The 21,092-nt window shown below is 44.9% G+C and carries 13 protein-coding genes and 2 pseudogenes; 9 read left to right on the forward strand and 6 right to left on the reverse strand.

What is annotated here, in order from left to right; translation table 11 throughout:
• Positions 1–2: 2 nt before the first annotated feature.
• Positions 3–698, reverse strand: coding sequence for a phage shock protein PspA (gene pspA / locus AC0VXX_RS11215; RefSeq protein ID WP_110456815.1), 696 nt, complete (start codon positions 696–698; stop codon positions 3–5).
• A 178-nt stretch (positions 699–876) separates the two neighbouring features.
• On the opposite strand from pspA, the gene pspF reads away from it, so the two are divergent.
• The 7 genes and pseudogenes from pspF (at position 877) to fabV (ending at position 8,677) form a co-directional block, all read left to right on the forward strand.
• A complete protein-coding gene (gene pspF, locus AC0VXX_RS11220; RefSeq protein ID WP_475514303.1) occupies positions 877–1,944 on the forward strand; it encodes a phage shock protein operon transcriptional activator in 1,068 nt (355 codons plus the stop codon).
• An 88-nt stretch (positions 1,945–2,032) separates the two neighbouring features.
• Positions 2,033–3,676, forward strand: a pseudogene (locus AC0VXX_RS11225) (ABC transporter substrate-binding protein).
• Positions 3,676–4,707: an ABC transporter permease subunit gene (locus tag AC0VXX_RS11230; protein ID WP_475514304.1), complete on the forward strand. Its 1,032-nt coding sequence runs from the start codon at positions 3,676–3,678 to the stop codon at positions 4,705–4,707. Before AC0VXX_RS11225 ends, AC0VXX_RS11230 begins: the two are co-directional and overlap by 1 nt.
• Entirely contained in the window at positions 4,694–5,584 is an 891-nt protein-coding gene (locus AC0VXX_RS11235) for an ABC transporter permease subunit (protein WP_475514305.1), read from the forward strand. The genes AC0VXX_RS11230 and AC0VXX_RS11235 overlap by 14 nt, the downstream gene beginning before the upstream one ends.
• A 12-nt stretch (positions 5,585–5,596) precedes the next feature.
• Positions 5,597–6,610, forward strand: a complete 1,014-nt coding sequence (locus tag AC0VXX_RS11240) for an oligopeptide/dipeptide ABC transporter ATP-binding protein (protein WP_475514306.1) — start codon at positions 5,597–5,599, stop codon at positions 6,608–6,610.
• Positions 6,585–7,370, forward strand: a complete 786-nt coding sequence (locus AC0VXX_RS11245) for a peptide ABC transporter ATP-binding protein (RefSeq protein ID WP_110456726.1) — start codon at positions 6,585–6,587, stop codon at positions 7,368–7,370. The genes AC0VXX_RS11240 and AC0VXX_RS11245 overlap by 26 nt, the downstream gene beginning before the upstream one ends.
• Before the next feature lie 104 nt (positions 7,371–7,474).
• Complete coding sequence (gene fabV / locus AC0VXX_RS11250) at positions 7,475–8,677, forward strand: enoyl-ACP reductase FabV (protein WP_475514307.1); 1,203 nt, start codon at positions 7,475–7,477, stop codon at positions 8,675–8,677.
• 1,052 nt (positions 8,678–9,729) lie between these two features.
• On the opposite strand, the gene AC0VXX_RS11255 is transcribed toward fabV, so the two are convergent.
• A complete protein-coding gene (locus AC0VXX_RS11255; protein ID WP_475514308.1) occupies positions 9,730–10,617 on the reverse strand; it encodes an IS982 family transposase in 888 nt (295 codons plus the stop codon).
• Between the two features lie 936 nt (positions 10,618–11,553).
• Between AC0VXX_RS11255 and AC0VXX_RS11260 the strand changes: the two genes are divergently transcribed.
• Together AC0VXX_RS11260 and AC0VXX_RS11265 are read left to right on the forward strand one after the other, a co-directional pair.
• On the forward strand, positions 11,554–12,405 hold the full coding sequence (locus tag AC0VXX_RS11260) for a hypothetical protein (RefSeq protein WP_475514309.1): 852 nt from the start codon (positions 11,554–11,556) through the stop codon (positions 12,403–12,405).
• A 559-nt stretch (positions 12,406–12,964) separates the two neighbouring features.
• Positions 12,965–14,040 (forward strand): IS3 family transposase gene (locus AC0VXX_RS11265; protein WP_475514310.1). Its coding sequence is split into 2 segments (ribosomal slippage): positions 12,965–13,217 and positions 13,217–14,040, totalling 1,077 coding nucleotides; the frame shifts between segments, so codons are not numbered across the junction.
• 593 nt (positions 14,041–14,633) lie between these two features.
• Here the strand turns inward: AC0VXX_RS11265 and AC0VXX_RS11270 are convergent.
• The 4 genes and pseudogenes from AC0VXX_RS11270 to clpX all read right to left on the reverse strand — a co-directional run bounded on the left by AC0VXX_RS11270 (position 14,634) and on the right by clpX (position 21,010).
• Positions 14,634–16,499, reverse strand: coding sequence for a SurA N-terminal domain-containing protein (locus AC0VXX_RS11270; RefSeq protein WP_475514311.1), 1,866 nt, complete (start codon positions 16,497–16,499; stop codon positions 14,634–14,636).
• A gap of 216 nt (positions 16,500–16,715) precedes the next feature.
• Positions 16,716–16,988, reverse strand: a complete 273-nt coding sequence (locus AC0VXX_RS11275) for an HU family DNA-binding protein (protein ID WP_011866302.1) — start codon at positions 16,986–16,988, stop codon at positions 16,716–16,718.
• A gap of 257 nt (positions 16,989–17,245) precedes the next feature.
• Positions 17,246–19,603: pseudogene (gene lon / locus AC0VXX_RS11280) on the reverse strand (endopeptidase La).
• A gap of 126 nt (positions 19,604–19,729) precedes the next feature.
• Complete coding sequence (clpX, locus tag AC0VXX_RS11285) at positions 19,730–21,010, reverse strand: ATP-dependent protease ATP-binding subunit ClpX (protein WP_475514312.1); 1,281 nt, start codon at positions 21,008–21,010, stop codon at positions 19,730–19,732.
• Positions 21,011–21,092 lie beyond the last annotated feature (82 nt).

Consider the following 21,092-nt stretch of genomic DNA (forward strand, 5'->3'; position numbering starts at 1 on the left):
TTCTATTTAGTTGTTTTAGTCGTCTGTTTTTTCGCGTTGCTGGCTTTAACCTTGGCTTTTAATGCTTCCAACTCGGCGTTGACTGAATCTTCGGCTTCTAAAGCGGCGAACTCATCGTTAAGTGTTTTAGGATTACCTAAATCATAGGCTTCAACCTGTGACTCTAGCCCTTCAACACGGCGTTCATATTGCTCAAACTTACTCATGGCGCTATCTATTTTGCTTGAGTCAAGTTGACGCTTAACCTCAAGACGAGAAGAGGCTGTCTGCTTGCGCATGATAATCGTCTTCTGACGCGCCTTAGCATCAGCCAGCTTTTCTTGCAGCAGATTAACTTCCTCTTTGAGGCGAGTAATATGTTCTTCGACGACCATTAACTCCTTTTCAAGCGTAGCGGCCAGTTCGCTGGCTTTCTGCTTTTCAAGTAATGCTGCTTTGGCTAAGTCTTCGCGATCTTTCGATAACGCTAACTCAGCTTTATCTTGCCAATCTTGTACTTGCTCTTGCACCTTTACGATACGACGCAAGATCTCTTTTTTCTCTGCAAGTACTTTGGCAGAGGTTGAACGAACTTCGACTAAGGTATCTTCCATCTCCTGGATGATCAAACGAACCATTTTTTCAGGATCTTCGGCCTTATCGAGTAACGCGCTGATATTAGAATTGATGATATCTGCGAAGCGAGAGAAAATGCCCATAATACTGTCCTCTAAATTAACGTTGGTGTCGCAAACAATAATACATTTAGTGTGCCAACTTTCGATATCCATTACAATACATAGACTTAAACATTATTTTAACTTTTGCTTTATTTTGTAACCGCAGCCACATATTATAAATTTCACCAATTATTAGCGTGAAAGACTAAAACTTATCGTGGCGAATCAATTCCAACAAGATAATCTCATCGGCCAATCGAATGCGTTATTGGAAGTACTAGAGCACGTTTCAAAAGTTGCTCCCTTATCTAAACCTGTACTCATTATTGGTGAGCGCGGTACGGGGAAAGAACTCATAGCAGAGCGATTGCACTACCTATCGACGCGCTGGGAGCATAATTTTATCAAACTGAACTGCTCTTCCTTGAGTGAAAATCTACTGGAAAGTGAACTCTTTGGCCATGATGCAGGCGCGTTTACTGGGGCCAATAAAAAGCATGAAGGTCGCTTTGAGCGCGCCGATGGCGGGACACTTTTTTTAGATGAATTGGCCAATACCTCAGGGCTCATTCAAGAAAAGTTGCTCAGAGTCATTGAGTACGGTGAATTTGAACGAGTGGGCGGCAGTAAAACGGTACAAACCGATGTGCGCTTAATCTGTGCTGCCAATGAGGATCTTCCTTCACTTGCCCAAGCCGGAGAATTTAGACCAGACTTGCTAGATCGCTTAGCCTTTGATGTGATCACCTTACCGCCACTGCGTCATCGCCCCGAAGATATTATGCCGCTGGCAGAATATTTTGCTATCGGCATGGCGCGGCAATTAAAACATGAACTGTTTGACGGTTTCTCCCCCCGCGCTGTCGAGCAATTAATGCAATATGATTGGCCTGGCAATATTCGCGAACTCAAAAACGTGGTGGAGCGCAGCGTTTATCGTAATACTGATCTGCATACCGCTATCGATCATATCGTCATTGATCCCTTCGCTTCGCCCTACCGCCCCATGCACAGAGTAAAAACGACCTCGCGCCAAGCTATACCGCAGCCCAATGCGACGCCTGTCGCCCCCCTTGAGCCAGAATCAGCGCCGCAACCACACCAGGCTGCCGCAATTGAGTTTCCGTTAGACTTTAAAGAACACTGTGAATCCCATGAAGTGCAGTTACTCAGTAAAGCCTTGGAAGCTGGGCAATACAACCAGAAAAAAACCGCCGAATTACTGGGACTCAGTTACCATCAACTGCGAGGAATTTTGAAAAAATACAATTTATTGGATAAATAAATCTCGCTTAAAGCAGATGAAGTTTGCTCCTAGCTCTGTAGCACTGTTAAAATGAAATTATTCATTCAAACAACGATTACATCTACTGATGACAGAGCTGCTTAAGCGTCTCACATTAGGGTCGGTTCTTTGCTGCGTTGTACCATTATTAGCAGCCTGTGGCCCTTCTCGGGTTCCTTCTGGTCTGGTTTATTGTTCTGAAGGTAATCCAGAGTCCTTTAACCCACAATTAGTGACCTCGGGCACCACAGTCGACGCCACTTCACAGCAACTCTATGACGGACTTGTCGATTATGATGCGACCTCCGGCCAGTTAGTCCCCTCGCTAGCCACAGCGTGAACCATCAGTGACGATGAGCGCGTATACACTTTTTCGTTGCGCACTGGGGTGCGTTTCCATCATTCGAACATATTTACCCCAACGCGTAATTTCAACGCCGACGATGTCCTGTTTTCCTTTAATCGTATTATCAACAGCACTCATCCGTATCATGATGTGGCTAAAAGTGGCTACCCTTATTTCCAAAGTATTGGATTTTCAGAGTTAATCGACAAAATTGAGAAAGTAAACGACTATCAAGTTGCCTTTCATCTCACGCAAAAAGACGCCTCGTTTTTATCCAACCTTGCCACAGGATTTGCCGTCATACTGTCGCAAGAGTATGGCTTACAACAGCTACAAGCTGACGAGCCTGAACTCGTCGATAAACTGGCGATTGGCACCGGCCCTTTTAGGCTGGTCGACTATGTAAAAAATGATTTTATTCGTTATTATCGCAACCATCATTACTGGCGCTTAACCCCTGAAGTTGAGCAGCTAGTATTTGATATTACCCCCAAAAGTACCACGCGACTGGCTAAGCTCATTACAGGCGACTGCAACATTTCTGCGCTGCCTAAAGCCGGTGAGTTACCTGTGGTGATCGACAAGCCCAATTTAGAGGTCGATTCCATCCCAGGTTTTAATGTCGCTTTTTGGGCATTTAATACCGAACGTATTCCCTTTAATGATGTGCGGGTACGGCAAGCATTAGCCCATGCGGTGGATAAAGAAAATATCCTGCGGGCGGTATACCATCAAACGGCAGTCGAAGCCGTTGGCCTACTGCCCCCGCTATCATGGGCCTATTCGAGCAATAAAAGCTTAATCGACTATAACCCAGAAAAAGCACGTAAGTTACTCAGCGATGCCGGTATCAGTGACTTAAGTATTGATATCTGGGCAATGCCGGTTGCACGCATTTATAATCCTAATACCCACAAAACCGCTGAATTAATTCAAGCTGATTTGGCACGTATTGGGGTCAAGGTCAACATAGTCAGTTATGACTGGAGTGTGTTTAACCAGAAACTCAGTCGGCAAAATTACGACTCAGTGTTAATTGGATGGAACGCCGATAACAGTGATCCGGATAATTTTTTCACCCCCATTTTAAGCTGCGCATCAGTAGACTCTAACAGTAACCGCTCACGTTGGTGCGCACCGGAATTTGACCGTATTCTTCAGGCGGCTAAGTCAACCACAGATCGTGTAGAGCGCACTGCGCTATACCAACAAGCCGAACAATATGTCGCCGAGCAAGTTCCGATGCTGCCTTTTGCTCACGCCACCCGCATGGTGGTCAAACAAAAACGGGTAACGCAATCTAAACTAACCCCTTTTGGTGGTATCTCTTTCACTAATACCACTAAGGTGACACCAGCCATTGTGGCTATTGAGGAGCCGAACTGATGGCACGCTATCTTGCTCGCCGCTTAAATCTATTTCTTGCCACATCACTGGTGTTGTTTATAGTGATGTTTAGTGTCACCGCTCAATTTCCGGTCGATCACACCGTCGCCCTCACAGGTATCCACGCTCCTACGGCTGAAGAACAAGCCAGCATTAATGAGGCTTATCGTCTGGATAAAGGCCAAGTGAGCCAGTTTATTGCCTATTTAGAACAACGTTTATCTGGTAACCTAGGGATCTCTGTCACCTCGCAAAATCCGGTGTTTAATGAATTAACCGCCGTACTCAGCGCCAGTTTCGAATTGGCCTTTGTCGCCGGTGCAATTGCACTACTACTCGGGATCCCTCTAGGGGTTTTAGCGTCGTTAAGTAAACATAAAATTACCCAACACACCATTATGGCAATCACCTTAACGGGCTACTCAATTCCCGTATTCTGGCTCGGATTGAGCCTGTCACTGTGGTTTGGCGTGCGCCTAGGTTGGCTGCCCATCTCAGGTCAAATCAATCTACTTTATGAGATAAAGCCAGTAACGGGGTTTCTGCTCATCGATATTTTGCTATGGGACTCTCGCTATGCTTGGTCAGCTTTTGTTGACGCCCTGCAGCATATTGTCTTGCCCGCGGTCACCTTGGCTGTACTGCCTTTTACTGTGGTAGTGCGTATCACCCGCAGCGCCATGATGTCGATTATGGAAAAAACCTATATTAAGGCCGCCGAAGCTCGCGGCCTGAGAACCTATACCATAGTGATGCGCCACGCACTGCCCAATGCCTTTATTCCTGTTCTTAAAAATCTGGGGCTCATGCTCGGGGCATTTGCCAGTTACGCGATTGTGGTTGAGGTGATTTTTAGCTGGCCGGGGGTTGGTGCTTGGTTAGTCTCGGGGATCTACCAACGCGATTATACCGTGATCCAAGGGGGGATTTTGGCAGTGGCATTGATCATCATCTTTTTAAGCATCTTAATTGAAGTGTTACATACGGCGATCAATCCGCTCAGTAGGAAAAAACTCTATGCCGCCCATTAAAATTTATCAGGTGGGCCATATCCCCTCGCCTTTGCGACGCATCTGGAATGCGTTTACCGACAACCCATTTGCGTTTGCCGGTTTTTGGGCGATTTGCTGCCTCATATTACTGGCACTATTTGGACCGCTTATTGCGCCATTTTCTGCTGCACATCAAGATCCTCAGGCATTATTACTGCCTCCCTCTTGGGATCCTGCTGGCACGGTTGAACATTTTTTGGGGACTGACGATCTGGGCAGAGACATCTTTAGCAGATTGCTGCATGGGGCGCACCTGACCTTTGGTATGGCGCTAGCGATTGTTGCCACGGCCTTGGTGATAGGCTTTGTAATAGGGTCTATTTCGGGCATGATGACGGGCTTAAAATCGAGTATATTGAGTCATTTACTCGACGCACTTCTCTCTATCCCTTCATTATTGATGGCAATATTGGTGGTGGCTGTCACCGGACCAGGGCTGAGCAATGTATTTTGGGCGGTAGGCATTGCATTAACGCCTCAATTTGTCAGGGCAATCCACCAAGCGGTACATGAAGAGTTGCAAAAAGAGTATGTGACCGCCGCAAGGCTAGATGGAGCCAACCCAATACAGATTTTTTGGTATGTGATTTTACCCAATGTCTTGGACACCATGATTATTCAAACCACCTTAGGTATTTCGGCAGCAATTTTGGATATCGCCGCCTTAGGTTTCTTGAATCTGGGGGCACAAGCACCGAGCCCAGAATGGGGCGCCATGGTGGCACAAGGGTTAGATAACCTCTTAACGGCGCCATGGACAGTCACCATCCCTGGCGTAGCCATCCTATGCTGTGTACTGGCGATTAACCTCGTTGGCGACGGTCTGCGCTCTGCACTTTCACCCATTCGCCATTAATGAGAAACCAACATGCCATTATTGGACATTAGAAACCTCACCATAGAACTCGATACGCCCCACGGCCGAGTAAAGGCGCTAGAGCGAGTAAGCTTAACCCTTAACCCAGGTGAAATTCATGGTCTACTGGGTGAATCAGGCTCGGGGCGAACCTTACTGGCAAAAGCCATTATGGGGATCCCTGGGCATAATTGGACAATACAAGCCGATCGCATGATGTGGGATGGTCAAAACTTATTGGACATGAGCACTAAAGCACGCCGCGCCTTAATGGGCAGCGAAATGGCGATGATTTTTCAAGATCCCATTAGTAGCTTAGACCCCACCATAGTGGTCGGCGTGCAAATTATCGAAGCCATGCCCGAAAACAAGGCGTTACCTTGGTGGCGACGTGAGCAAGACAAACGTAAAACCGCACGGCAATGGCTACATAAGGTGGGCATTAAAGAAACCCAAAAAGTGATGTCAAGTTACGCCTGGGAGCTGTCTGACGGTGAATGTCAAAAAGTGATGATTGCCATTGCGGTCGCCAATCAACCACGATTATTGATCGCCGATGAGCCGACCAACTCGATGGAAGTCAGAACCCAAGCGCAAATATTTCGCCTGCTGAGTAAATTAAATCAATTACATAATGTGTCGATTTTATTGATTAGCCACGAGCTAGAAAACTTGTCGCAGTGGTGCGACCGTTTATCAGTCATGTACAGTGGCCAGATAATGGAATCGGGCCCCACTGCCGATGTGATTGCTCAACCATATCACCCTTATACCAAGGCGATACTGGACAATATCCCTGATTATTCTAACCCTGAGCTGCATAAAACCATGATGCAAACCCTGCGTGGCTCGGCGCCATCACTACAACACCAACCCATTGGTTGCCGTCTTGGTCCCCGCTGCCCTCAGGCGCAAAAACACTGTGTGAATCAGCCCAAATTGAGCCATCATAAAGATCGCTATTTTGCGTGTCATTTCCCTTACTATAATGAGCCAAGTCATGACGAGCCCCTTACTAAAAGTTAGCCAACTCAGTAAAACCTTTTTTGCTGGCTACAAAGGTTTTAAGCGTCAATATAATCAAGCGCTTGGGCCAATATCATTTGAGCTTAACAGCGGCGAAACACTGGCCATTGTGGGCGAAACGGGTTCGGGTAAGAGTACCCTAGCGCGCATTCTTGTGGGCGCAGAGCAGCGCAGCGCGGGGGAGATTTACTTTGAAGGTGAACGCCTTGATAGCCGTGATCTTAAACAGCGTTGCAAGTTAATTAGGATGATTTTCCAAGATCCCAACACTTCATTAAACCCTAGTTTGACTGTGGGTGAACTGCTCGATGAACCGCTACGCTTTAATACCGACTTAGATAAACACAGCCGCCGTGCACAAGTGATTGACCGTTTAAGGAAGGTTGGCTTACTGCCTGAGCACGCCGATTTTTATCCCCATATGATTTCAGAAGGGATGAAACAGCGCGTCGCGGTTGCCAGAGCCTTGATGTTAGACCCCAAAATCATTATCGCCGACGAAGCATTAACCGCATTGGATCTATCGGTGCGATCGCAAATTTTAAATCTGTTGCTCAAACTCCAGCAAGAGATGGGGTTGTCTTATATTTTTGTATCACACAACATGAACATTATTCGCCATTTTAGCGACAAAATTATGGTGTTACATCAGGGTGAAATGGTGGAGAAGGCCACTACGGAGAATTTATTTAATTCGCCGCAACATGAATACACCCAGCGACTGATCCAGGAGCAAACGATGTTCTCCTACAAACGCTAAACTGCTCCAACCACTAGGACTTATGTGCCTAATTATTAAAAAACATGTGCCATTTCATCTTGCTTTAATTATCCTAATGGCACTTTTTCAAGAGAAGCAGAAACATGATAATCAAACCCAAAACACGTGGCTTTATTTGTACTACCACTCATCCGGTCGGCTGTGAAGCAAATGTACTTGAGCAAATCAACCTAACTAAGGCAAACGGACCTGTTGCCAACGGCCCTAAAAAGGTACTGGTTATCGGCTCTTCAAGCGGCTATGGTCTATCTTCACGTATTGCAGCGGCTTTCGGTAGCGGTGCTGCAACCCTCGGCGTCTTTTTTGAAAAACCAGGAACCGAAACCAAACCTGGTACCGCAGGTTGGTATAACTCTGCGGCATTTGATAAATTTGCTAAACAAGCTGGTTTATACTCAAAGAGTTTAAACGGCGATGCTTTTAGCCATGAGGCTAAACAACGCGCCATTGAAATAATCAAACAAGATCTTGGCCAAGTTGACATGGTGGTCTATTCGCTGGCCTCACCAGTTCGAAAACTGCCTGATAGCGGCGAGTTAATCCGCTCGGCTCTTAAGCCGATAGGTGAAACCTATACCGCAACAGCGGTTGATACCAACAAAGATATCATTATCGAAACCAGCGTTGAGCCCGCCACAGAGCAAGAGATCCAAGACACTATTACCGTTATGGGCGGTCAAGATTGGGAGCTATGGATCAACGCCCTAGCCGATGCAGGTGTATTGGCCCCTAACTGTAAGACCGTTGCTTATAGCTATATAGGCACCGAATTGACTTGGCCTATCTATTGGCATGGCGCTCTTGGCAAAGCCAAGATGGATCTTGACCGTGCAGCCCATGAACTTAACGCTAAGCTGTCAGCTACCGGCGGCAGCGCTAATGTTGCCGTGCTTAAGAGTGTCGTCACTCAAGCTAGCTCTGCTATTCCGGTCATGCCCTTGTATATCGCAATGGTCTTTAAGAAGATGCGTGAAGAAGGCCTACATGAAGGCTGCCAAGAACAGATTAACCGTATGTTCAGAGAACGTTTATTCCGTGAAGATGGTACAGCACCACAACTTGATGAAGCTAATCGTCTGCGCCTAGATGATTGGGAACTCAAAGAAGAGATACAACAGCATTGCCGTGACTTATGGCCGTTAGTCACCACAGAAAATCTCTGTGAGCTCACCGATTATCGCGAATATAAACAAGAGTTCTTAAAGCTATTTGGTTTCGGCGTAGAGTCAGTTGATTATGACGCTGATGTTAACCCTGAAGTCAACTTCGACGTAGAACAGATATAGGACGTAAAACAGATCTAGTCGGGACTAATACATATAGTCCGGCGCTGACTAAAGTGTTTAGCTAGCAACACTGTCTACTAGCAATACTGTCTGCTAAAAACAGTGCTTTGTTAAAAACAGTGCCTAGCTAATAAAGTCTAACAAAAAACCACGATTGGTTACTATCGTGGTTTTTTATTTACCTGAATAGGTTCGAACTTCATCAGACAAAACTCCTTAGCCGAGCGCGATCAAATCTAATAGTCGTAGGGTGTTAGATTTGCTCGCTCCTGATCACGAGCGGACATTCAGGTATAACTCGTTTCTGCCCCAAAGTTTGTTACCTTCGAATGAAGGCTTGGCATTTTTTTAAGTTTACTTGAGCAGCGTTATGCTGAATTTTCATTTATTGATGTGCTATGAAAACGCACCTTAATGGCAATTAATAGCCTGCCGCAGGCTTTATGTGCAAGCGCTCTTTTGGCTCGGTGAGTGAAGCATAGCTTCGTGCTTATGAACGAGAGACAGGGATTGTCGAACTGGCTTTTAGATAGGGATATCGTTGTGCGCCATCCCTATACGCTCCACGGCGGCATCTGACCTCCATGGATGGAGGGAATGCCAAAAAATGTAAGGAACATTTTTGGCCATGCCGCCAAGGGCCAAAACCGCGCTTACACCTATCTCTAACGCTTCTTCGATTGGACTTCATTTGATACGACTAGTGAGTTAAAGGCTAAGAAGCTTTTGCCCCAAAGTGTGCTGGTCTTGGAATGAAGGCTTGGCATTTTTTTAAGTTTACTTGAGCAGCGTTATGCTGAATTTTCATTTATTGATGTGCTATGAAAACGCACCTTAATGGCAATTAATAGCCTGCCGCAGGCTTTATGTGCAAGCGCTCTTTTGGCTCGGTGAGTGAAGCATAGCTTCGTGCTTATGAACGAGAGACAGGGATTGTCGAACTGGCTTTTAGATAGGGATATCGTTGTGCGCCATCCCTATACGCTCCACGGCGGCATCTGACCTCCATGGATGGAGGGAATGCCAAAAAATGTAAGGAACCTCAGATCGGTTTAACGTAACACTGAAATCACGTTGAATTCTGCTGATGTAATATTGAGTTGTGGCTTATTCTCTTTGAGTTGATAAGCCACTAAACCACCTATCACATTAAGCATGAAACCATGTACGCTGCGGTGCCGTGTATGCTCTATTTGTGAGATGTTTTTTAGCTGGTCATTGATTGTTTCGATAATAAATCGTCTAGAAAGCATGGCTCTATCCCATAATGATAAAGCCTTTGCTTTCATATTTTTACGCACGTTATTAACGATAGTTACCCCACGTTCTAATAGGTCGCCTGCTAACGCTTTGCCGATATACCCCTTATCAGCATAGAGTTTATCCATTGATTCAACGACCATATCTTTTACGGGTTTCGTGTCATGAACATTCGCAGGTGTTATTTTGGCTGCAACGATGCCACCTCGATGGTTCACAATAAGATGAAGTTTAAAACCATAGAACCAGCCCATCGTGCCTTTTCCTCGGCTGGCGAGACCTGCTAGCGTTTTATGCCTTGGAATTCGTAAATTATGACAAACCTTAATGCTCGTTGAGTCAACGAACTCGATGCCTGTCGGTTCGCTTTTTAAAGAGGAAAAATAACTGCACATTGGAATGACTGCACTCGGCATGACTTCAAGAAATCGAGTGTAGCTGAGTAAGTTTGGAAAATCAGATTTGTAGAAACGAGCCAGATATCCTGTGTAAAAATTCTTGAAGTCACGATGATTAGACATATGGAAGGCGATGATAATTGTCATAATTTCACTCATCGTCATTCTGCCTGCGCGCTTACGCTTGCGAGTTCCATCGGTTAGGCACTGTTGTTCCCATTGAGGAATAAAAGCATTACAAAAATCATCGACATCACAAAATACATCCACTAAATTATTCATATGCCCTCTGCGTGATTGATTAATCTTGGTCGAGAGATCTGATCACAAAGAGGGCTATTAGTTCAATTTCTTATCCCGAGTTCAGGTTAAGGAACATTTTTGGCCATGCCGCCAAGGGCCAAAACCGCGCTTACACCTATCTCTAACGCTTCTTCGATTGGACTTCATTTGATACGACTAGTGAGTTAAAGGCTAAGAAGCTTTTGCCCCAAAGTGTGCTGGTCTTGGAATGAAGGCTTGGCATTTTTTTAAGTTTACTTGAGCAGCGTTATGCTGAATTTTCATTTATTGATGTGCTATGAAAACGCACCTTAATGGCAATTAATAGCCTGCCGCAGGCTTTATGTGCAAGCGCTCTTTTGGCTCGCCGCAAGCACGTCCGTGTGGGCTCTGCGAAATCATCCATGATTTCGAAGGCCAAAACCGCGCTTACACCTGTACTCATCGTCTCTTCGATTTAACTTCATCTGGTGTGAGTTGCGAGAGAAAAAAGTGAAAAACACAGATTAAGTGCTCGATAAGTATCCGTAGATTCAGTAAGACCTTGCTATGAACATCAGTGAGGCAAAGGCCTGCGGCCTTAGTGGCATGACTTAGTGGTATGAATGGTCTAAAAAGCACGGTTAATCACGAGTATTTGCCGTCAAGAGGCGCGAATGAAATATAAAAATACTAAAGAAGACCAATTAATTACCTTACCTAAGCTCAAAAAAACGACTACCACAGAAAAGCAAACTCCTATAGCATAATGCATACCAAATACATGGATGTGGCAGCGACCAAGTCCAACAAGCGATTTATGCCTTGCAGACAGCGCAACACATAAATACTAAGACGTTTTGAGACTCCAAGCTTCATCTCCATGCAAAGTGTATGGTGTACGAATCTATGCTATAGAGTGGCTATACTCAATTTTGCGATTAAGGTTATGATTTAATGGGTAAAATGCAGTTCAAGATCGATGGGCCAAAGTTAACGGAAGGTGTTCCTTTACATACCGCAGTAGCAGCACTTGATCACTTCCAAAAAATTGTTGACAAGTCCTACATGGGTATAACCGGCGTTCGCAAGATTACCGCTAAGGAGAGAGAAAAGTACTTTCTTCAAACTACAGAAATTAAGCATGGTTCTCTTCTAACTACATTTGACATCATGTTGCAGGGCGTGCAGCTCGGTCTTCCACTTATCTCTGTTTATGGCCCTCAAAATATTTGGGATGCTACCAAAGACACATTTAGCTTCCTTAAGACTGTTTGCACAGCAGTTCAGGAAGGAAAAACACCGAGTTATGAATTTAACAACGAAGGTGATGCAACAGTCAGAATTGGTGATGAAGTTCATCACTACAATGGAACAGTGATACAGATTGGCAAACTCTCGCTAAACAACTTTCAGGATCTCGCACACATGGCTGGCGTAGGGAAACTTGAAGAGATATCAGCGGGGAAAAGTGGTATCGAAGCAAAGGATTTATTTATCGGCGCAAATGACTCAAAGATGTTTGATGTTCCGACAAAATTAGAGCAAGAGATTCACAGTGTGAAGTGTGAGGTATTTGACTTTAATAAGTATAAAAACTCAGGAAAGCTCAGCGTATCAGAACTGGGACAGTACATACCCACCGGAGAGTTCAACTTCTCAATTTTCGGTAATCAAGATAACGTTGAATATATTTATTCAATGCTAAAGCCGGAAGTTGAGTTGAACTGCCTGATAGAACTAGCCATAAGTCCATTTGGCGGTGAAGAGATCCACAAGCTCCATGTGACGGGAATTAAAGTCTCATAATCGGGTAGCCAGAGGTGTCTAGCCTCCAGCCCCCACACCACCCTGCATGCGGCTCCGCACACGACTAAATGGATTTAGGAGTTAAGGCGAAGCAGGATGCCAGAGCCGAGGGCGGTTCATTTAGAACCCCTAACCTAAACTTTCTGGTTAGCTTCTTGGTTTCGAGAGTGAACTGCGATCCATCCATCCATCTCTCAGTGAATACAATCCTGCTTTCTTAAGATACTCATTGCTCAGCGCTTGCTGCATTCCTTATAAGGGGCGGAGGTAATTAGGAGATAAAAAAAATTTAGCTTTTAACAGCTATGTGGATACTAATTACGGCTAAATCGAAGAGAGTGATAGTCAGTGTAGGTATAGCGGTGGGGGGTGGTGGCATGGATGCCACCGTCGAGCGTATAGGGATATACTTGCAGCGCCCCACCGAAATACCTGCACGAAAGGCCTGCTGCAGGCAATTGGTTGCCATAAAGGTTAACGCTACCATCGGTAATCCCCCCGAAAAATAACAGCTGTTAAAAGTAGAGTTTTCTCGTAAGTTAAACGCAGGAGGTTCTATATGAAAAAGTCGCGGTACACGGATAGTCAAATTATGACGATTTTGAAGCAAGCTGAAGCTGGTACGCCCGCACCTGAGCTTTGCCGAGAGCACGGTATGAGCAGTGCAACGTTTTATAAATGGCGTGCTAAATATGGGGGAATGGATGCATCACTCATGGCTCGGATGAAAGAGCTAGAAGATGAAAATAGGCGACTTAAAAAAATGTACGCAGAAGAGCGTCTTAAAGCTGAAATCATTCAGGAAGCTATGGCAAAAAAGTGGTAAAGCCCTGTGAGCGAAGAGAACTCGCTCAGTTTGCGGTGGCTAACCACAACATCAGTATTAGTAAGGCCTGCTCGGCTTTCTTTATCAGTGAGACATGCTTTCGTTATCAAGCAAAATTATCGGCGGAAAATACACAGATTTCAAATTGGCTAATTAAGCTGACCGAAGATGAAAGTGATTGGGGCTTCGGTCTGTGCTTCGATTATTTACGTAATGTAAAAGGCAAGCCATGGAATCATAAGCGAGTGTACCGAATTTACTGTGAGCTAGCGCTGAACCTGCGTATTCGTCCAAGACGTCGACTCAAACGAAATGCACCGGAACCACTAAAAGAGCCGATAAAACCTAACCAAGTATGGTCTGTCGACTTTATGCATGACCAGTTATCAGATGGTCGAAATTACCGATTATTTAATGTCATAGATGATTATCGGCGTGAAGCTTTAGTGATTGAACCAGGATTTTCACTTCCTGCTGTAAGGGTTATTAGAGCGCTAGAGCAGGTATTTGAGTATCGAGCTAAGCCAACAGTTATTCGCTGTGACAACGGCCCTGAGTTTATCAGTACTGAGTTTACAACGTGGGCTAAATGCCAGAATATTCGAATTGAATATATTCAACCAGGTAATCCACAACAAAACGCTTATATCGAACGACATAACAAAACAATTCGGTACAGTTGGCTCAGCAAGTACCTGTTCGAATCAATTAAAGAGGTGCAGGACTATGCAACTAAGTGGTTATGGTTTTACAATCATGAAAGACCACATAAAGCTAATAACGGCAGGCCACCACTGATGGCTGCCTAACTTCTATTTTTAATTGCAGTTAAAAATGGGAGGATTACCGATCAGCGATGTAAAAACCTATTCCGGCAAATGCTACAAGCCAAACAATGCTAACACCTTCATTCGAAGGTCAAGATACTTTTGTCCAAAAACGATTTTGCTTTTAATGATTCTGTGGATACCAATTACGGCTAAATCGAAGAGAGTGATAAGTCGGTGTAGGTATGGCGATGGGGGTTGGTGGCATGGATGCCACCGTCGAGCGTATAGGGATATACTTGCAGCGCCCCACCGAAATACCTGCACGGAAGGCATGCTGCAGGCAATGGGTTGCCATGAAGGTTAACGCTACCATCAATAAATAAAAACCAACTCGACTAAATGCTACCAGCCAAAAAAGCCAACACCTTCATTCGAAGGTCAAGATACTTTTGTCCAAAAACGAGTTAGAGCGACCGTCTGCTTATCGCTCCTTTCAGACATTAATCAAGAAATGCTTCAATGTTAGATAAGGTCACATTCAAAATCTAAAAGTGTCAGTTCGTGTATGAGCTACTACACATAAAAAAAGCCAGAAGATCACGCTTCTGGCTTTTTATCAATTACTTGGTAATTTACTCTGCTGGGCTATAAACCACTTCGCTTTGTGCTTTTAATAAGGTTATCACTGCACGGTAATCGCTTTCAGCATACTGTGAATTAAGGCGTTGCTTAATGGCATTCGCCAAGTTGTCATCGACAGTCTCAGCGGTATTCACTTTATCGAGCACAATCACTGCATAGCCATTGGCTAGAGCAGCGGTATCAACCACAGGCTCACCATTTGGCTGTGCCATTTCAAACGCTTTAGCAGTAATAGCATTATCAATGCGTTGATCGAAACGCGTCAGTTGCACTTGAGTGGTTAACTCCGCAGTTCTATCACCCGCTTTAATCGCCGCCATCAGTGCTTGAGCCTGCTCACGAGCAATGTCGTTTGCCTTGTCTTGCTTAAGACGCTCAACAATACTGGCTTTAACTTGCTCTAGGGCTAGCGTTCCTGCTGGCGTATGAGATTTAACTCGCACAACCATCACATGGTTTGGACCTAGTTCGATAACGTCGCTGTTCATACCGTCGAGCAATACCGTTTCAGAGAAGGCAGCTTTGATCACTTCAGGCGCGTTAAGCGGCTCTGGCGCATTGTCACGTGAAAACGCTGGGCTAGTCTTAACTGCTACACCCACTTCTTGAGCCGCTTCAGACAAGGTGTCAGGTACTTCATAGCTCACATCGGCTAAGCGTTGCTGCAGACCGTAAAACTGATCCACTGCTTTCTTTTCCATTAACTGGGCGACAATCTGCTGTTTAACATCGTCAAATGATGCAGTTGATCCCGCTTGAACGTCGAGCAGTTTAATAATGTGAAAACCAAAACTGGTTTTTACCACATCTGAATACTGGCCTTCATCTAGCGCGAATAAAGCGCTGTCGAAAGCTGGATCCATAACACCTTGTTCAAACCAATCAAGTTTACCCCCCTGCTCTGCACTAAAGGTATCATCTGATTCAGTTTGGGCTAAGGTGGCAAAATCCTCACCCGCTTCTAACTTAGCATAGATAGCATCGGCTTTAGCTTTAGCCGCCGCGTCATCATCACCAAAATTAACTAAGATATGCCCTGCAAGACGTTTTTCAGGCTGCAGGTATTGCACCTTATGCTCGTCGTAATAGGTTTTAGCCTCTTCGTCGGTGACACTATGTCCACTGGCCATATCTGCAGCATTAAGCTCGATATAATCGAGTGACACAGTTTCTGGTCGCACAAATTGATGTTGGTTGGCCTGATAGTAGCTATCCACTTCCTCATCAGACACGCTTACTTGTTCAAGTAGCGGTGTTGCATCAACAACGTGATAACGGATATCACGGGTTTGCGCCTGAATATTGGCTAAGTAATTGACTTCACCAGGTAACACAAATTCAGAACCCACCAATGAAGCCACTAATTGGCGACGAGTCATATCGACACGCATCATGTCGCGGAAACTGTTAACTTGGTAACCTAGTTGACGAATCAAGGCTAAATAACGGTCATTATCGAACTGGCCGTCAGTTTGAAAGGCTGGCTCGTTAATAATCGCGTTTTTGATCTGCTCATCAGAGACGGTCAAGCCTAAATCTGCTGCCGCTTGATCAATAAGCTTATCGGCAACCAAACGCTCTAATACACTTTGTTTTACGCTTGCTAAGTAAGTTTCATTACTGGCAAGTGCATCATACATTTCACCCAGTTGCTGCTCTAATCGAGCACGCTCGCTTTGATAGGCTTGCTCCAACGCTGAGTTACTGATCTCTTCGCCGTTTACGGTGGCGGCTACAGGCTCAGATGATGATCCCAAATAGCTGCTCACACCAGTAAATGCAAAGGATAGTATTACAAGTACGAGAATGCTTTTTGCAATCACGCCCTGTGAGCCTTCGCGAATCTTTTCTAACATCAGATTTCTCGCTCGTTACTAAAAATAAAAAGGCGCATCACTTGATAGGATGCGCCTTCTATGTAAATTGTCAGACCTAGTTATACATTACGTAAGTTAGGCCAACGGCATGATAATGACGATTGCATTATCAAAACACTTACTCGGTAAAAAGCACTGCAAAACAGTGCTTATCGACGTGTAAGGTTTACAAAGGCCACCTTGACTAAGTTTATCTTAGTTTACAGCGTCTTTAAGTGCTTTACCTGCTTTAAACGCAGGAATGTTTGCCGCTGCAATCTTGATCTCTTTACCCGTCTGTGGGTTACGACCAGTACGCTCTGCACGTTGACGAACTTCAAAAGTACCAAAACCAACTAGAGAAATTTTATCGCCATCTTTAAGGCCGTCTGTCACAGCAGAAATAAAAGAATCTAGAGCACGGCCAGCTGCCGCTTTAGAAATATCAGCACCAGATGCGATTTTCTCGATTAGTTCAGATTTGTTCATGTCATCCCCTTGAATTTAATTTTGTGCGCCGCAACCAAATCCTTGTCTAGAGCGGTCTGCGGTGGCTTTTATAACAAGCTTGATCCTAAAGTTCAAGCCAAATAGGAAAACCTAAGAAATAAAATTGGAATAAGCTAAAAACCAGTAGCGCCAAGGCCTGTAGCTAAAAAGCTATCCACCGACCTAGGCTACCACAGGTTAGGATTTTAGAAAGCCCCTTTTTGCATTTTTTTAATGCAAATAAGCATTTTCTTGCGTTAGCCCAAATTTTTAACAACTTCAAAGCCTTCTATTGGTCGTTCTAACGCCAAAGCCAAGACTTCATCGACCCAACGTACCGGTCTGATGTCCAGATCGGCAATCACATTGGCAGGAATTTCTTCTAAATCGCGCTCATTCTCTTTCGGAATAAGCACTAATTTTGTCCCGCCGCGATGGGCTGCAAGCAACTTCTCTTTTAAACCACCAATAGGCAAGACTTCACCTCGCAAGGTGATTTCACCTGTCATCGCCACATCGGCCCGTACAGGGTTACCCGTTAAGCTAGACACTAACGCCGTACACATAGCGGCACCTGCAGATGGACCATCTTTAGGTGTCGCACCTTCTGGTACGTGAACATGGATGTCGCGCTTTTCGTAAAAATCAGGGTTAATGCCCAGTTGTTCGGCGCGGGCGCGAACCACTGTCATTGCCGCCTGAATCGACTCTTGCATTACATCACCAAGTGAACCTGTGTAAGTTAACTTACCTTTACCAGGTACCGATGTGGCTTCAATAGTGAGTAAGTCACCACCCACTTCGGTTCATGCAAGGCCAGTTACTTGGCCAATTTGATTATTTGACTCAGCTTTACCGTAATCAAAGCGCTGTACGCCCAAGAATGATTTCAAATTGTCTTGGTTTACATCGATATGCTTAACGGATTTATCCAGCAAAATTTGCTTAACCACCTTGCGACAAATCTTAGATAACTCGCGCTCTAACGATCGCACACCCGCTTCACGGGTGTAATAACGAATAATCCCAATAATGGCACTATCGTCAACCGTCACTTCACTGGCTTTTAGGCCGTTTCGCTCAATTTGCTTAGGTAACAAATGCTGCTTAGCAATATTTAGCTTTTCATCTTCGGTGTAACCTGAAAGGCGAATCACCTCCATACGGTCAAGCAATGGACCTGGGATATTCATTGAGTTAGAGGTGGCAACAAACATCACATCGGATAGATCGTAATCCACTTCTAAATAATGATCGCTAAAGGTCGCATTTTGCTCAGGATCGAGTACTTCAAGCAATGCTGATGCTGGATCACCACGCATATCTGAACTCATTTTATCGATCTCATCGAGCAAGAACAGCGGATTCTTAACGCCGACTTTCGACATTTTTTGAATCACTTTACCCGGCATCGAGCCAATGTAGGTACGACGATGCCCACGGATCTCCGCCTCATCGCGAACGCCACCTAACGCGACACGCACATATTTACGGCCTGTCGCTTTAGCGATGGATTGGCCAAGCGAGGTTTTACCGACACCTGGTGGTCCAACTAAACATAAAATTGGCCCTTTAAGCTGCTTAACACGGCTCTGCACCGCGAGATACTCTAAAATGCGCTCTTTGACCTTTTCCAAACCAAAATGGTCGGTATCGAGTACATCTTGTGCTTTGGCTAAGTCACGCTTAATTTTAGAGCGTTGCTTCCAAGGCACTGATATCATCCAGTCGACATAACTGCGTACTACTGTGGCTTCAGCCGACATTGGCGACATCATCTTCAGCTTATTCAGCTCAGCAACGGCTTTCTCTTTTGCCTCACTAGGCATGCCAGCTTCGTCAATTTTTTTCGCTAAGGTTTCAAATTCATCATGGGACTCATCGATATCGCCAAGTTCCTTTTGAATCGCCTTCATCTGCTCATTGAGATAATACTCACGCTGACTCTTTTCCATCTGTTTTTTAACGCGAGAACGGATGCGCTTCTCGACTTGTAACAGATCGATTTCAGACTCCATCATGGCCATCAGATATTCGAGTCGCTCAGAAACATTAACCATCTCGAGAATGGTTTGTTTGTCTTCAAGCTTTAATGGCATATGGGCTGCCATGGTATCGGCGAGGCGCGCGGCTTCATCAATACCTGACAGTGAGGTCAATACCTCTGGCGGGATTTTTTTGTTGAGCTTGATATAACCTTCAAATTGACCGATAGCAGAACGAACCAGAACCTCTTCTTCTTTGTCGGCAATTTGATCAGACTCTAAATACTCTGCAGTGGCAATAAAGTATTCGGTTTCTTGCGTATACTTTTCGATACGTGCACGTTGGCCACCTTCAACCAGCACCTTTACCGTACCGTCAGGCAACTTAAGCAATTGTAGGATTGATGCAACAGTACCCACCTCGAAGATATCATCACTAGTTGGCTCATCTAGTTCAGCATCGCGTTGTGCTACTAAAATAATCTGCTTATCTTGCTCCATCGCTGCTTCTAAGCAACGAATTGATTTTTCCCGACCAACAAATAGGGGAATAACCATATGGGGATACACCACCACGTCTCTCAGCGGCAGTACAGGGAGTTCGATTCGCGCTTCACGCTCTAAGGTCATAGCTCGATTCCGGTTGCTAACAATATTAATGAGTATATTGGGGTTGATTAATGGGTTTCAATGGCAAACATAAAAAAAGGAGCCCGTCGGACTCCTTAATCATAATTTAGTGCTCTGTTAGGCCAATTATTGTTCGGCAACAGCAGCTTGAGATTCTGTGTTCTCATAAATCAAGATGGGGTCTGATTCGCCGTTTACCACAGATTCATCGATAACCACTTTCACAACATTATCAAGTGATGGTAAGTCGTACATGATATCGAGTAACAAGCCTTCTACGATTGAACGTAAACCACGAGCACCCGTTTTACGGGTCTTCGCTTTTAGCGCAATCGCTTTTAACGCATCTTCTCTAAACTCAAGTTCAACACCTTCCATTTCGAAAAGCGCAGCAAACTGCTTAGTTAATGCATTTTTTGGCTCAGATAGAATCTGTACTAACGCAGCATCATCAAGCTCAGTTAATGTAGCTAATACTGGTAAACGCCCAATAAACTCTGGGATAAGACCGTATTTAACTAGATCTTCAGGTTCAACCTGCATCAACATATCAGAGATAGTCGCCTTATCCGATTCACCTTTAACTTCAGCACCAAAACCAATACCAGTACCGACTTGTGAACGTTGCTCAACCACTTTCTCTAAGCCCGCAAATGCTCCACCACAGATAAACAAGATTTTTGAAGTATCAACCTGCAAAAACTCTTGCTGAGGGTGCTTACGGCCGCCTTGTGGAGGCACAGCGGCAACCGTACCTTCAATCAGCTTAAGCAAAGCTTGCTGCACACCTTCACCAGACACATCTCGGGTGATCGATGGGTTATCTGACTTACGACTGATCTTATCAATCTCATCGATATAGACGATACCACGCTGGGCTTTTTCTACATCGTAATCACACTTTTGCAAGAGTTTTTGGATGATGTTTTCTACATCTTCACCCACATAACCGGCTTCGGTCAGCGTCGTTGCGTCAGCCATGGTAAACGGAACATTTAAGAACCGTGCTAGGGTTTCGGCCAATAAGGTCTTACCGCTACCCGTGGGGCCAATCAGCAAGATGTTACTCTTACCTAGCTCAACACCATCTTTAGGAGAAGCATGCTTTAAGCGCTTATAATGGTTGTATACTGCAACCGACAACACTTTCTTCGCTTTTTCCTGACCGATAACATAATCATCAAGATGTGCTCTAAGATCATGGGGTGTTGGTAGCTTATCTTGTTCAGGCTTAGGTGATATCTCTCTGATCTCTTCGCGGATGATGTCATTACAAAGTTCAACGCACTCATCACATACATACACTGAAGGACCAGCAATGAGCTTACGAACCTCATGCTGACTCTTTCCACAAAAAGAGCAGTACAGTAGTTTCCCACTATCACCGTTGCTTTTGTTGTCGCCCATTACTTTACCTCTTTTGCAGTGCTTGGCACTGCACAATTAATCTTACAACCTTTACTGATCATAGTTCAGCAACGGACAATTA

It is taken from the genome of Shewanella sp. QJM3NY_23 (genome assembly GCF_056173105.1).